The organism is Acetobacter nitrogenifigens DSM 23921 = NBRC 105050 (assembly GCF_000429165.1).
Classification (GTDB): domain Bacteria; phylum Pseudomonadota; class Alphaproteobacteria; order Acetobacterales; family Acetobacteraceae; genus Acetobacter; species Acetobacter nitrogenifigens.
The window spans coordinates 49,509-62,160 of sequence record NZ_AUBI01000002.1 but is presented as its reverse complement, the minus strand read 5'-3'; the positions used below and the strand labels follow the sequence as shown (position 1 = coordinate 62,160).

Below are 12,652 nucleotides of genomic sequence, written 5' to 3'. Positions count from 1 at the left end.
TTCAGGCGAACGCTTCATTCAGAACGGACCGTGCGAGGTCCATCTTTTTCAGGATTGGCATCGCTGCATGAACGCCCCCATCGCGGACACGCTTTCGTCCAAGGCGAAGCGTCCGCGTTTTCTGCCGCGCCTTCTTCCGAGAGCCGGTGCGTTCCTGAAGCTGGCGGCCTCTGGCGCCGTCGCCGCTCTGGCCTTCCCTCCCGCGCATCTCGTGTTTGTGCTGCCGTTCGCGTTTTTGATGCTGATGCGCGCGATCGACGGCGCGCGCGACATGCGGCAGGCGGCGTGGGCCGGGTTCGCCTTCGGACTGGGGTTGCATACGGCGGGGCTATACTGGCTGACTAACGCCATTCTTATTCGTGCGAGTGAATTCTGGTGGTTCGTGCCGCTGGCGGCCCCCGGTTGCGCCGTCATTCTGGCGCCGTTCGCCGCCGTGCCCGCAGCCCTGTCGCGCCTTGCGCCGTCAGGCTGGCGGCGTGGCGCGCTGTTCGCCGGGGTGTGGACGCTGTGTGACATGGGGAGGGCGTTCCTCTTCAGCGGATTCACGTGGAACCCTCTGGGCAGCGACTGGGCGTTCCATGGTTTTCTCGGCGATGTGATGATCCAGCTTGCGGCGTGGATTGGCGTCGACGGGTTGACGCTGCTGACGGTTCTGCTGGCTGTGCTTATGCCGCTCGGACGTCGGGAAGCGCTTCTGGGCGTCGCCGTCTTATTCCTTTGGGGCGTGGTAGGCGCCTGGCGTTTCGAGACTGTCGCCTCGGGCGTGAAGGCTGATGAGCGCGTGTCGCCGATCGTGGTGCTGGCGCAGGGCAATGTGGCGGAGAAGGAGAAGATCGATCGCGCCGACGTGCGGACGGTGTTCGAGCGCTATCTGCGTCTGACTTCGGAGGGCGTGAATGCGGCTGTGGCTGAGGCGGCGTCTGCCCAGGGGCCTGCGCGCCCGGTAGTTTATGTCTGGCCGGAGACGGCATTTCCGGGCGTGCTCGAGGAAGAACCGGTGGCGCGTTCCATGATAGCGCGAGCGGCTACCGGCGCGGCGGCGGGCATGATCGGCTCCCTGCGGCAGGCGAGCGACGGGCACTGGCGTAACTCGGTCATCGCTCTGGATGATAGCGGCGCGGTGAAAGGCGCTTATGACAAGGCGCGGCTGGTGCCGTTCGGCGAGTACCAGCCAGCGTTCATCCCGCTTCAGATTGTGCCGGGCGGCGGCATGACGCCCGGACCCGGTCCGGTGACCTGGCGTCTGCCGGGGCTGGCTCCCGTCGGGCCGCTGGTGTGTTACGAGGTTATCTTCTCCGGCCATGTCGTCGACCGCCGTCATCGCCCGGACTGGATCGTCAACGTGACCAACGACGCCTGGTATGGCGACAGCGCAGGTCCTCGCCAGCATCTGGCGGCTGTCCGGATGCGCGCCGTGGAGGAGGGATTGCCTGTCGCACGGGCGGCGAACACCGGAGTCAGCATCGTATACGACGCGCGCGGGCACGATATGGGGCGTCTGGAATGGGGACGGGAGGGCGTGCTGGTGCGGGCCTTGCCGCCCGCCCTGCCGCCGCCTTTTTTCGCGCGGTTCGGGCAGGAGATACCGCTGGTTCTCTGTGTATTGACGATCGTTGTGGCGGTTCTTGGACGCCGGTTCCTACCGATTAGTCGATAAACGGTTAACAAACACATCTTTTGGTTGTAAAATTAGCATCTGTTTGAATGTTTTGCCGCTGTGCGGTCGAAGTAAGGATGCTGAACGGCGATGGGGGAAGAAACCGGGCGGAGTACGGAGCGTGACGTTCATATTGGTGGGCGTATCCGCTTGCGTCGTACGCTGCTTGGCCTGTCGCAGGAGAAGTTGGGCGAAGCGATTGGGCTGACTTTCCAGCAAATCCAGAAATACGAACGGGGTACGAACCGGGTCAGCGCGTCGCGTCTTCACGAGATCGCCCACGTCCTCGATGTGCCGATCGGTTTCTTTTTCGACGACATGAACGCAGATGCGCCACTCGCACGTACCCCAGCGGGAAGCGCCTTCGTGTCTGGTTTTGCAGAGGCGCAGCAGGGTTTTGGCGGCCCTCCGGCGGGCGGCGCTGGTTCGACGGGAGTTGACTCCGGCGTCCTGAACCGCCGCGAGACCCTCGAACTGGTGCGCGCGTATTATCGTATTCAGGATGAAATCGTGCGCAAGCGGGTCCTCGATTTGATTCGTTCGATGGCGCCGGCCGAATAACGTAACGGAACGGCGCCGACACGTGGCACCATCTGATGCGGCATCTCGTGTCGGCAATCAGGATGAGCCGGGCGGCGGGGGGATGGGCATCCAGTGGGTGGCGCGCGCCTTCGGGGCGGCAATCCAGCGGCCGTATTCCGGGTCCCAGCGATCCAGCCATGTGTAATCGCCGCGTCCGTCGATATGGTTGAACAGCAGCACCGCCGTCCCGTCTTTCGGGGCGCTTGCTATGTCGCGCCAGAGCGTCGCCACGAACGTGTTCAGGGCCAGTCGCATACGGGTGCGGTAGAGCGACTGCGCCATCGGGTTCAGAGTTTCCCACGACCCGTCGCAATAGTCGTAGTAGGAGCGGGCTGCAGCTTCCAGTTGTTCTTCAGAAATCATGCGTCACTCTCTCCGAACCTTCGTCCTGCCGGACGAACTGCTGCGCCGGGCGCTTCGAAACGCTGGCGTCTTTTCGGTCGACAGGGCGGAGACGGGCGGGCGGTCGGCGTGTCGTCCTGAAGTCTGAAGTCGCGTTTGAAACATTAGGCCGAATGCGTCGGTCCGGTTCAAGGCGAACTGCGTCACGTTACGTTTTTATAGCGTTAAGCCTTAATGGCCGGTTTCCGGCGAGCAGGCGCTTTTGCCTCGGCGGGTCTGCCTCGCTTATTTTCGAAAAAACGAAGGTCGCGAAATATCACGCATGTTCGTCGCCTGACCAGCATGCGATTCTCTGACCGGTTTTCGCGCGCCGGGCGGCGCTCACGCAGAGGGCAGGGCTGCGCTCGGGTCGTCTTTAAGATTCACGCCTGTGCCGCCGATCCTGATCGCTTCACGCAGCAACCATGCGAGTTTGTCGGCCGCCAGTTGCGGCGACAGGCCGCCTCGGGGGTGGATGTTGGAGATGCAGTTCCGTTCCGAATCCGCGCGTCCCGGACGCGGGTTCGCCGTAACGTAGAGGCTGAGGCTGTCGGCCACGCTCAGTCCCGGCCTCTCGCCGATCATCATGACGACGAAACGGGCTGCGAGCCTTTCGCCGATCTCGTCGCCCAGGGCGACGCGCGCCTGATGCGCGACGACGACGGGAGCGACGCTCCAGCCGGGCAATGCTTTGAGGCAGGCGGCGAGAACGCCAGGGGCTTGTCGCGTAACGGCGGTTGCGGAGAGACCGTCGGCAAGGACGAATGCGACGTCATACGCGCCGGGGGGCAGGCGGGGAGCATCCTCTTCGGCCAGTTGGCGGCCAAGATCGGGCCGCTGGAGAAAGGTCGCTCTGTCTGTCGCGCGACTGTGGACCTCGATAACGTCATCCAGTCCAAGAGTTGCGGCGTCGAGCGTTGCGCCGACGGCGTTGCGCGCCTGTGCGTGGGCGAGTTGAAAAGCGAGCACGTCGCGAGCCGGGATGGCGTCTCCGCATCGACCGAGGCCCACGCGCGCGATGGTCAGATCCCGCAGATCGGCCCACGGATCGACGCTCCTTGGCTCCGGCGTCCGATCATTCATGCCACGAGGCCTCCTGTCGGGCCGAGCACGCGGCCAAGCTGCTGCGGCGCGGAGACGCGCATCCGGCCTTCCGTCGTCAGCATGTCCTGACGGCGCAGCCACGCCTCGAATTCTGGCGCGGGCGGGCGATCGAAGGTGGAGCGAAGGGTCAGGATGTCGTGGTACGAAAGGCTCTGATACCCCAGCATCACGTCGTCGGAACCGGGCACGGCGATCAGGAAATTCACGCCGGCCACCGTCAGAAGCATCATCAGGTCGTCCATGTCGTCCTGATCGGCCATCGTGTGGTTCGTGTAACAGACGTCGCAACCCATCGGCACGCCAAGCAATTTGGCGCAGAAATGATCTTCGAGCCCCGCGCGGATCACCTGTTTGCCGTCATAGAGGTATTCGGGGCCGATGAACCCCACGACCGTATTCACCAGCAGCGGGCGGAATGCGCGGGCGACGGCGTAGGCGCGGGCCTCCATCGTCTGCTGGTCCACGCCGTGATGCGCGTTCGCCGACAGCGCTGCGCCCTGTCCGGTCTCGAAGTAGAGCGCATTGCTTCCGACCGTTCCCCGCCCCAGAGAGCGCGCTGCATCGTCCGCTTCTCGCAGGATGTCCAGAGTCACTCCGAAGCCCGCGTTCGCGGCCTGTGAACCGGCGATCGACTGGAAGACCAGATCGACCGGCGCGCCCCGTTCCATCAGCCGGATGGTGTTGGTGACATGCGTGAGCACGCAGCTTTGGACCGGCATGTCGTAGCGCTCCCGCACGCCGTCGATCATGTCGAGCAGAACTTTGATGTCCGGCAGGCTGTCGCTGGCGGGGTTGACGCCTATCACCGCATCCCCGACGCCCATCAACAGGCCATCCAGCATCGACACCGCGATGCCGCGCACGTCGTCCGTCGGATGATTGGGCTGTAACCGCGAGCCGAGCCGACCGCGCAGCCCCTGCGTGTTGCGGAAGGCGGTTTTCACCTCGATCTTGCGCGCGACGGTGATCAGGTCCTGATTGCGCATCAACTTGCTGACCGCTGCCGTCATCTCCGGCGTAAGGCCGGGAGCCAACGCGGCGAGGGTCGGGCCGTCAACGTCGTAACCGAGCAGCCAGTCCCTTAGCCCGCCGACCGTCATGTGCGCGACGGGCGCGAACGCTGAGCGGTCGTGCGTGTCCTGGATCAGCCGCGTCACTTCGTCGGCTTCGTATGGAACGAGCGGAGCGTCGAGAAAGTCGGTCAAAGGAACATCCGCCAGCGCGTAACGCGCGGCGATCCGTTCCACGTCGTCGGCTGCGGCCAGCCCGGCGAGTTGATCGCCAGAGCGCGCCGAAGACGCGCAGGCGAGCAGGCGCTTCAGATCCGTGAACGCGTAGCTGGTTCCGTCAAGTGCGGCGCGGTAGGTCATGACCGTTTTCTGTCCGGGCGCAGGGGCGATGCCTGAATTGTTTCGAGTGCGACGTTATCATGCCGCGCCGAGTCTGCGACCCGCGATGTCACGCAGTTGCGACTTCAGGCTCGACGGGCGCCTTCGCCTCCGGTACAGCAGGCGCAACGGATACATAGCAGAGCGTAAGGGACGGCCCCATGGCAGGCAGCGTCAACAAGGTGATTCTGGTCGGCAATCTGGGCAAGGACCCGGAGACTCGCACCAGCCAGAACGGCATGAAGATCGTGTCGCTGTCGGTAGCGACCAGCGAGACGTGGAACGACCGCGCGTCTGGCGAGCGCCGCGAGCGCACGGAATGGCACCGTGTGGTGGTCTTCAACGAACGTCTGGCCGATGTCGCCGAGCGGTTCCTGAAGAAGGGCCGTAAGGTCTATCTGGAAGGCACGCTGCAAACCCGCAAATGGACCGATCAGTCGGGGCAGGAGCGTTACACGACCGAGGTCGTTCTGGACCGTTTCCGTGGCGAACTGGTGCTGCTTGACGGTCGCGGTTCGGGCGATGGCGACGGCGACGAGGGCGGTTACGGCGGCGGCAGCGGTGGTGGATATGGCGGCGGCGGTGGAGGCCGCAGCCCCGCCGCGCCCCGCCAGATTGGCGGCCCGAGCGGCGGTGGATCGCGTGGCGGCGGCGCTCCCTCCAGCGGCGGATGGGACGCGCCGGGCGGCGATCTGGACGACGAAATTCCGTTCTGAGGGGCGATGTCCGCAGAGTCTGTGCAGATGTTCTAAGGGTCGCGGAAACGCGGCCCTTTTTTATTTGGTTGCGTGTCGTGGCAATGCGGCGTCACACCGTCTTATGACGCCACGCCGCGTGGGCTTTTTGTAAAGCGTCGCGAAAGGTCAGCATTCTCGCGCCATTTGCGGGGAAATGGGACATTTCGCGCAACGCCTTTGCGCTCGCTCATACGATAACGAAGCCCGGGCTCGCGCAGCGCAGGAGGCTGTCGATCTGGAAATTACAGTGCCTTACGCCAGAGGGGCGTCGCGCATGGGGAATAGTCGCAGTCGGTGCAAGTTTACGTAAAGTGGCGGATTGCGCGCCAGAGATTGGCTTATGAATCAGGCGTGGGTGATCAACTTTGTCATGTATGGCGGAGAAGCCTGACGGCGCCAGGAGGATCTATCGCTCGCGCGCCGGATCGGAGTCATTTACCGGACGTTCTGAGCCAACCGCGGCTATTGGCGAGATCAAGTGTGATAACCCAGTGCCGAAGCGCATCCCTCCCAAAATCTCCGTCCAGAATCAGATCCTTCACGATGGCGGGACCAGAAATCGTAAGGGCGTTGGGGAGCGTCATGCGCCAGTCCTGATTGGCCGTTTGGCGCGGGTTTAGTCCCACGAGGCTGGCGGCGTTCTGGTCTATGAGTGACGGTCCATAATTCCCCGTGTCGATTTCCATCCAGAGTGTTCCGGCAGACGTCGGCACGCCCAAATCTGCCGTGAGCGCGGCTCCTTCTGCGGACCGGACAAGGCGGATCGGCATTTCGTGTGCGATCTTCTTGATGTGCTCAAGGGTCTGTGGATTTTCCAGAACTATTCGATTGCGAGCGACGTCCAGCGTCACAACGCGATTGGCGAATATGTCCAGGCCCAGTACTCCGCTGAGACTCTTTCCATCCGGCCCCATAAGTTTTTCAAGGTCGATCACGGACAACTGAGGCATGGTCACGTTCAGAAAACCGACCGATACTTGGCTCGTATTGCATTTTGGAAAATCTACGCGTTCGCCGATTGCTCGAAACCCGGTGACTTTTCCCCACGGGCGACATCCGATCCGGGTTGCGACAGATGGGGTGACGCCCGACGTTCCAATACCGCTATCGAACAGAAATAACCCTTCCTGCTTGTTGACACTGGCCCGCGCGGCCTCGATGCTCCCGCCGGTCGTTACAAGCTGAATGACCTGCTGGGCCTGCGCCGCGCCGCCGAGCAGGCTCAACGCAACACAGAACGCGCTTGCTCCGAGTGATTTGCCAAATTTCAAAAGTTTGTTGACTCCAAAGGGAGAAAGACGATCTTGCGCCGGTTTTGGGTAAGAGACCGCCAGCCACTAACGACGCTGTCTGGTAATTCTCTCACAGCTATCCGCTATCAGGAAGGCGATGGGCCTTTGAAGGGGTCGATATGGCGGCAATCGCTTACGTCTCATCTGCGCCGGGCCACGCCATCGCCTGTCGGCGCCTCACTGCGTCGCGAGACTCCTTTTTAACCGGGCGATAGCGCCGGGCAGGCCGCGCACCGTCAAAACGCGGCCCGTCTCGTCATGGTCTTCCGACAGAACCCGTGCGCTTTCGTAAATCTCGCCGATCAGGCTCTGCTTTGCGTAAGGCAGCGTGAGTACGTCGTCCACCATTCCGGCTTCGAAGAACGCGATAATGGTTTTGCGCAGATCGCTGACGTTCTCGGGGGCGTGCGCGGACAGCATGATCGCGTCTGGATGTTTCTCCATCAGCAAGGCGCGTCTTTCGGCGTCCACGCGATCCATCTTGTTCAGAACGAGCCGGGACGGGACTGCATCTGCGCCGATTTCATGTAAAACGCTGCGGCTGACCTCAAGCTGTGCTTCGTAAGTGGGGTCGGAGGCGTCGACCACGAACAGAAGCAACGACGCTTCCAACGCTTCGGATAGGGTGGAGCGGAACGAGGCCACCAGATCGTGGGGCAACTGCTTGATGAAGCCGACGGTGTCGGAGACAAGCACGCGCGGTCGGGTCTCGGGCTGCAGAATACGAACTGTTGTGTCGAGAGTTGCGAAAAGCTTGTCCTGTACGAGAACTTCGCTTCCGGTCAGGGCGCGCATCAGAGACGATTTGCCTGCGTTGGTGTAGCCGACCAGAGCGACGCGCAACTGATCCCGGCGGGTGGACCGACGGTGGTCGCTGTCCCGTTGCACGGCTTCAAGCTGGGTTTTTATCTCCGCCAATCGGTCGCGAATCTTGCGGCGATCCAGAGAGAGGTCGCTTTCACCCGCGCCGCGTCCCTGTTGCCGCCCGCCGCCGGTCGCGGATTCACGCAGACGTGGCGCGACATATTTCAGGCGCGCCATCTCCACTTGCAGCTTCGCTTCGCGGGTGTTGGCGTGGCGGTGGAAGATTTCGACGATGACGCCCGTGCGGTCCAGCACCTGCGCGCCGGTTGCGCGTTCGAGGTTGCGGATCTGGCTTGGCGACAGTTCATGGTCGACGATGACGAATTCAGGTTTGCGGGCGGGGTCTACAGAGACTTCGGCGGGCTCGTCCGGTTCATCGGCCTGCTCTTCCTCCGCTTTTTCGAAGCGGCGCCGGGCCTTGGTCATCGTGGCCGTCGCCATGGACGTGACGACGCCGCTGCCGCCGGTTATCGCCGCAAGCTCTTCAAGTTTCCCCGCGCCCAGCAACAGCGCGGCGCCCGTACCCTCGCGTTTTTGCGACACCGAGCCGATGACTTGATAGCCCAGCGTCTTCACCAGCCTTCCCAATTCTTCGAGACTGGCTTCATGCGCGATGTCGTCCACATCGGGCGTCTGGATGCCGACAAGTACGGCGAGCGGAATTGGGGAGGCTGTTTCCATAATGCCCGTCATAGCATGGATTTGTTCGGGTCCGTAGGGCGAGCGGATCCAGGCGTGGGCAGTGTCTCCCGCCCAAACGGCCAGGGCGATTGGCGCGTGGTCTTGGCAGCACGGCGAGCCACACCGCGAGTTGAAAGGGCAAACAGGAGGGGGACGTTCAAGGGGAGGACGGAGCTTCGGTAACGTCGTTTCAGTGACCGACGTCACGGTCTCTACTGGCTACGCAGAGGCGTCGCGCCTTGTCTGGCGCAGTTCATTCATGACCGGCTGGGGGATCTGGCGTGTAGTGCAGCGCAGACGAAGGAACTGCCGGAGAAAACCGACGATCCGTTACGGCTCGCCAGCCGCGCCCCATGCGCCCGGCGCGTTGCGGCCATTGCCCGGCTGTCCGCCATAGGTCGTGTAGGTAAAGGCCCCGTTATAAGGCGGCACGACCGGCGCGGTCACGTGCAGGGTGTATCCCCCCATCGTCGCGAGCGGCGTCGAACTGCGGTCGTCGCGCGGCGTCTGCTGGGCGTCGACCGGCGCCAGACCGGGGCCTCTATGCGCCGTGATCTGTGGGGAATGCGCCTCCAGCACAACGTCCATGTCCTGAACAGGCACGTAACCATCGGGCGGAGGAGGGGCCTGCTCTTGCGATTCAAGAGACTGAGGCATGGGATGGTCGGACGTCGCCGCGTCGGCGGTCGTCTGGGCGGAGCGACTGTGTTGCGCCCCGCGCGTCCGGACGTGCTTCGCTGCGCTTCGCGCGGGAGCCTGCGTGAGCGACGAGTCGGAAGTCTGCATCGTGTCGTCGGGCGCGGCGAGCGCGCTTGTCGAGGACAGGGCGGTGGAGGCGCCGAGCGCGAGCAGGATGGCGGCAGCCTGCGGACCCTTGCGGCGCGTCGCGGCGCCGGATTCGCCGGGAGCGTTCGTTGTTCTCGCGGTCAAGCCATGTATGTGGCGAATCATGATGAGCCTCCCTCAAGCGCCCCCGGTTTTTACTGGATCGCGGACGACGCGCCAGCCCCCGCCCTGAGCGCCGCCGTGTAAGTCCAGCATGGTCGACGTGCCGGCCTGAACCCCGATCCGTCCTCTGGCAGGGCACGGTGGGCGGGCGACGGTTCGAACTGGCGAACAGAATTCCACCGTGCGCCTTTAACGTTGGTTTCGCAACGCTTGCGGTCAAGGGGCGTTTCCGCAACCCTGAGCGGGGTCTGCGCGCTATAATCCACTCTGGATAAACAACTCCGAATCATCGACTCTGGCGCACGCGACATAGACGAGACAGGACAGACTTACATGAATCTCAGCACGGGAAGCGACCTCGCGCCGCTGGCTCTTACGGGCAACCAGATCGCGGAGCTTGAACGGGCGCTCGATCAGGTGGAGTCAGGACGGGGCGTTCTGGTTCGTCTCGCCGATTTGATGGGCGGCGCCGTCGGTCACGCCACGCGGCTTGGCCTGCGCGGGTTGGGCATGGCGCCGAACATGCAGGAGAAGCTGCGCGGGATCGCGGAAACCGCCATCGCCCGCGCCTTCGATGTGGCGATTCTGGGCCTCGGAGGCCCCGCTTCGACGACGCCCCGGACTGGCGATGAGGAAAATCTGGCGCCGTCTGGTCGTTCCATGCGCGGCACGGCGGTGCAGGCGGCTGTCGCGGTGTCGGGGGCGGTCGGCGGCTTCGCCGGGATTGCCGGGCTTGCCCCCGATATCGGATTCACCACCGTTACAATCATGCGTGAGATTGCACGCATTGCGCGCGAGGAGGGGGAGGATCTCTCCGACCCGGATGCGCGTCGCGCGTGTCTGGAGGTCTTCGCGCTCAAGGCGTTCCCGAATGCCGGCGAAGGGCGGGAGAGCGAACTTGGCTATTTCTCCGCGCGAACGGTGTTGCGTGGGCGTCCGGTGGTGATGCTGATCGCCGAGGTCGCGTCGCATTACGGTCTTGCGATCGGGCAGAAGATCTCGATGCAATTGATGCCTGTGGCGGGCGCATTGTGCGGCGCGTCGTTGAACGCGGCGTTCCTCGCGCATTACAGGGCGCTTGCGCGGGCGCATTTCACGATACGGCGGCTTGAGCGCGAGCATGGCCCGACGGTTCGCGAAACTGCTCTCGCATTGCGCGATCAGGCGTTCAACCGCGCGGGCGGTTGATAGCCGCTTTGGCGAGTGGGCCAGGTTCTGAGCGCCAGTTGGCGGCGCGTCTTTTTGAGCGTGCGAATCCCGGGCTGGGTAGCGCTCAACATGCGCTACATCACGCACGGCGCCGTCACGCGGGATGTTTCGCGTGAAACACCGCTTCGGGGCTGCTTTTGCGATTAGCCCCGGCGGATGCGTTGGTCAGGCGCGCTCGCGCAGCGTGAAGACTGCGGCCGGTATTCCCAGAATCATGTAGATGACGCAGGCGACGTCCGCAGCGTTTGCGTAGTGTGGCGCGACAACGCCGACCACGCGGGTGCAGACGATGCCGATCAGGCAGACGATGAGCATATGCACGGTGTGGTCCTTCTTCGTGGTGAGCGTCAGGCCGCGTTCACCGGCTATGGCCGCGGGGCGTAAATCCAGCCTCCCGAATTTATGCCGCCGCGCCGGAGAAATGAAAATACCGCAGATCAGACTGGTGTGAGCAGCGGCGCGTCAGCGACAATAGCCACGACGTTGTCGAGCGCGAGCATGCCCATCGCGCTCCGCGTTTCGACGGTCGCACTGCCGACATGTGGGGTCATGAATACGTTCGGCGCGGCGAGCAGTCGGGGATCCGGGTTTGGCTCGTTGCGGCACACGTCCAGACCGGCCGCGGCCAGTTGCCCCGATGAAAGAGCCGCCAGCAGCGCGTCTTCATCAACAAGGCGGCCGCGCGCCGCGTTGACGAAGATCGCCCCGCGCGGAAGCAGCGCCAGCGTTTCGGCGTTGATCAGGGAGTCGGATTCCGGGCCGCCCGGCAGGTGCAGGCTCAGGATCTGCGTTTTCGGCAACATCTCTCGCAGGTCGGAAATCCATGTGGCGCCGTGCTCCAGTTCCGGGGCGAGGCGGCGGCGGTTGTTGTAGAGCACGGTCATGCCGAACCCCTGCGCGCGGCGGGCGACGGCCTGTCCGATCCGACCCATGCCGATAATGCCGAGCGTCTTGCCTGACACGCGCTGGCCGAGCAGTTCGTCCATGGCCAGGGTTCGGCCCCAGCCGCCGCGCATGATGGCGGAGTACTCGCCCGCGCGTCGTGAGGCGGCGAGCATGAGGAAGATCGCAAGATCGGCGTTGCACTCCGTCAGCACGTCGGGGGTGTTCGTCAGGGCGAGCCCGCGCGCATGAATGGCGTCTACGTCGAGGTGGTCGAGACCGACGCTGACCGTGGCGATCAGCTTTACGTCGGGCGGCATGCGATCAAGAACGTCCTTCGTGATCGGCGTGTGATGCGTGACCAGCAGGGCGACGGCTTTTCTCTCCCGCGCGGCTTCCAGCAACGCGTCGGTGGACAACGGCGCATCCGGTGGTGGCGGGGCGTCGAATTCGGCGGCGATGCGGGCCTCGACCGCTTCCGGAAGGCGAAGGCTGCGGACAATGCTGGGGCGGCTTGCGGACATGACTGTCTCCGGTCTCGGGATATGGGGGCGGAGCCCGACGGCGCGTTGCTACCCTATGCGGGGTTCGTCCGTCGCCTCAACATGGCGTAAGCAAGAGCCTTTCTGTCTCGCCGCCGCCGGGAAGGCTTCCGACCGACGGGAGACTGTGTTCGGCGTCTTCGGCAAGGCGCCGGAATCGCCTGTCGTTCGGGCGGAAACGTTTGAGAGGATGAAGATGCTCGATAAAATAACCGCCGGGGGCATTTTCCCTTAACCGGTGTTTCGTGAAAATACTTTGGATCGGATCGGGCTCCCCTCTGGTTGGACATGTGTTGCAGCCGGACTGCCTGCGAACCGAAAGGTCGAAACCGGGCCCGGGTATTGACGTAATCGGATGCGCCCTTCGGAGGTGAGAGACGCGATG

The 12,652-nt window shown here is 63.7% G+C and carries 14 protein-coding genes; 6 read left to right on the top strand and 8 right to left on the bottom strand.

The features are described from left to right. Positions 1–67: 67 nt before the first annotated feature. Positions 68–1,657 (top strand): apolipoprotein N-acyltransferase, encoded by a 1,590-nt coding sequence (gene lnt / locus G442_RS0103130; protein WP_084440333.1) that lies wholly within the window; start codon positions 68–70, stop codon positions 1,655–1,657. A 90-nt stretch (positions 1,658–1,747) separates the two neighbouring features. Beyond that, positions 1,748–2,218, top strand: a complete 471-nt coding sequence (locus G442_RS0103125; protein ID WP_026396798.1) for a helix-turn-helix domain-containing protein — start codon at positions 1,748–1,750, stop codon at positions 2,216–2,218. A gap of 57 nt (positions 2,219–2,275) precedes the next feature. Here the strand turns inward: G442_RS0103125 and G442_RS0103120 are convergent, their stop codons facing one another. Further along, entirely contained in the window at positions 2,276–2,602 is a 327-nt protein-coding gene (locus G442_RS0103120; RefSeq protein WP_026396797.1) for a DUF551 domain-containing protein, read from the bottom strand. On the opposite strand from G442_RS0103120, the gene G442_RS26430 reads away from it, so the two are divergent. Next, positions 2,601–2,729: a hypothetical protein gene (locus G442_RS26430; protein WP_264801260.1), complete on the top strand. Its 129-nt coding sequence runs from the start codon at positions 2,601–2,603 to the stop codon at positions 2,727–2,729. The genes G442_RS0103120 and G442_RS26430 overlap by 2 nt on opposite strands. 233 nt (positions 2,730–2,962) lie before the next feature. Here G442_RS26430 and eutC read toward each other — a convergent pair whose 3' ends face one another. Both eutC and G442_RS0103105 read right to left on the bottom strand, forming a co-directional pair. Beyond that, the gene (gene eutC / locus G442_RS0103110) at positions 2,963–3,703 is read right to left on the bottom strand and encodes an ethanolamine ammonia-lyase subunit EutC (protein ID WP_026396796.1); all 741 of its coding nucleotides are present in this window, start codon (positions 3,701–3,703) and stop codon (positions 2,963–2,965) included. Further along, positions 3,700–5,094 carry an ethanolamine ammonia-lyase subunit EutB gene (locus tag G442_RS0103105; RefSeq protein ID WP_026396795.1) on the bottom strand — a complete coding sequence of 465 codons (1,395 nt, stop codon included), beginning with the start codon at positions 5,092–5,094 and terminating at the stop codon, positions 3,700–3,702. Before G442_RS0103105 ends, eutC begins: the two co-directional genes overlap by 4 nt. Positions 5,095–5,273: 179 nt before the next feature. Here G442_RS0103105 and ssb point away from each other — a divergent pair, with 179 nt between their 5' ends. Further along, positions 5,274–5,828 carry a single-stranded DNA-binding protein gene (ssb, locus tag G442_RS0103100; RefSeq protein WP_026396794.1) on the top strand — a complete coding sequence of 185 codons (555 nt, stop codon included), beginning with the start codon at positions 5,274–5,276 and terminating at the stop codon, positions 5,826–5,828. 452 nt (positions 5,829–6,280) lie between these two features. On the opposite strand, the gene G442_RS0103095 is transcribed toward ssb, so the two are convergent. From G442_RS0103095 to G442_RS23825, 3 genes are all read right to left on the bottom strand, one after another. Further along, positions 6,281–7,120: an aspartyl protease family protein gene (locus tag G442_RS0103095; protein ID WP_170230052.1), complete on the bottom strand. Its 840-nt coding sequence runs from the start codon at positions 7,118–7,120 to the stop codon at positions 6,281–6,283. A gap of 198 nt (positions 7,121–7,318) precedes the next feature. Beyond that, the gene (hflX, locus tag G442_RS0103090; protein WP_026396792.1) at positions 7,319–8,686 is read right to left on the bottom strand and encodes a GTPase HflX; all 1,368 of its coding nucleotides are present in this window, start codon (positions 8,684–8,686) and stop codon (positions 7,319–7,321) included. Between the two features lie 330 nt (positions 8,687–9,016). Next, on the bottom strand, positions 9,017–9,637 hold the full coding sequence (locus tag G442_RS23825) for a hypothetical protein (RefSeq protein WP_051291876.1): 621 nt from the start codon (positions 9,635–9,637) through the stop codon (positions 9,017–9,019). Between the two features lie 330 nt (positions 9,638–9,967). Here G442_RS23825 and G442_RS0103080 point away from each other — a divergent pair, with 330 nt between their 5' ends. After that, a complete protein-coding gene (locus G442_RS0103080) occupies positions 9,968–10,822 on the top strand; it encodes an EcsC family protein (protein WP_035376135.1) in 855 nt (284 codons plus the stop codon). A 186-nt stretch (positions 10,823–11,008) separates the two neighbouring features. Here the strand turns inward: G442_RS0103080 and G442_RS24860 are convergent, their stop codons facing one another. Further along, positions 11,009–11,164, bottom strand: coding sequence for a hypothetical protein (locus G442_RS24860; RefSeq protein ID WP_154660339.1), 156 nt, complete (start codon positions 11,162–11,164; stop codon positions 11,009–11,011). 116 nt (positions 11,165–11,280) lie between these two features. Continuing rightward, positions 11,281–12,249: a 2-hydroxyacid dehydrogenase gene (locus tag G442_RS0103070; protein WP_026396790.1), complete on the bottom strand. Its 969-nt coding sequence runs from the start codon at positions 12,247–12,249 to the stop codon at positions 11,281–11,283. On the opposite strand from G442_RS0103070, the gene G442_RS0103065 reads away from it, so the two are divergent. After that, complete coding sequence (locus tag G442_RS0103065; protein WP_026396789.1) at positions 12,227–12,502, top strand: hypothetical protein; 276 nt, start codon at positions 12,227–12,229, stop codon at positions 12,500–12,502. The genes G442_RS0103070 and G442_RS0103065 overlap by 23 nt on opposite strands. Positions 12,503–12,652 lie beyond the last annotated feature (150 nt).

Excerpts from the sequence above, each read along its gene's own strand:
- lnt (WP_084440333.1), top strand. The coding sequence starts at position 68 with ATGAACGCCCCCATCGCGGACACGCTTTCGTCCAAGGCGAAGCGTCCG.
- G442_RS0103125 (WP_026396798.1), top strand. The coding sequence starts at position 1,748 with ATGGGGGAAGAAACCGGGCGGAGTACGGAGCGTGACGTTCATATTGGT.
- G442_RS26430 (WP_264801260.1), top strand. The coding sequence starts at position 2,601 with ATGCGTCACTCTCTCCGAACCTTCGTCCTGCCGGACGAACTGCTGCGC.
- G442_RS0103120 (WP_026396797.1), bottom strand. The coding sequence starts at position 2,602 with ATGATTTCTGAAGAACAACTGGAAGCTGCAGCCCGCTCCTACTACGAC.
- eutC (WP_026396796.1), bottom strand. The coding sequence starts at position 3,703 with ATGAATGATCGGACGCCGGAGCCAAGGAGCGTCGATCCGTGGGCCGAT.
- G442_RS0103105 (WP_026396795.1), bottom strand. The coding sequence starts at position 5,094 with ATGACCTACCGCGCCGCACTTGACGGAACCAGCTACGCGTTCACGGAT.
- ssb (WP_026396794.1), top strand. The coding sequence starts at position 5,274 with ATGGCAGGCAGCGTCAACAAGGTGATTCTGGTCGGCAATCTGGGCAAG.
- hflX (WP_026396792.1), bottom strand. The coding sequence starts at position 8,686 with ATGGAAACAGCCTCCCCAATTCCGCTCGCCGTACTTGTCGGCATCCAG.
- G442_RS23825 (WP_051291876.1), bottom strand. The coding sequence starts at position 9,637 with ATGATTCGCCACATACATGGCTTGACCGCGAGAACAACGAACGCTCCC.
- G442_RS0103080 (WP_035376135.1), top strand. The coding sequence starts at position 9,968 with ATGAATCTCAGCACGGGAAGCGACCTCGCGCCGCTGGCTCTTACGGGC.
- G442_RS0103065 (WP_026396789.1), top strand. The coding sequence starts at position 12,227 with ATGCTGGGGCGGCTTGCGGACATGACTGTCTCCGGTCTCGGGATATGG.
- G442_RS0103070 (WP_026396790.1), bottom strand. The coding sequence starts at position 12,249 with ATGTCCGCAAGCCGCCCCAGCATTGTCCGCAGCCTTCGCCTTCCGGAA.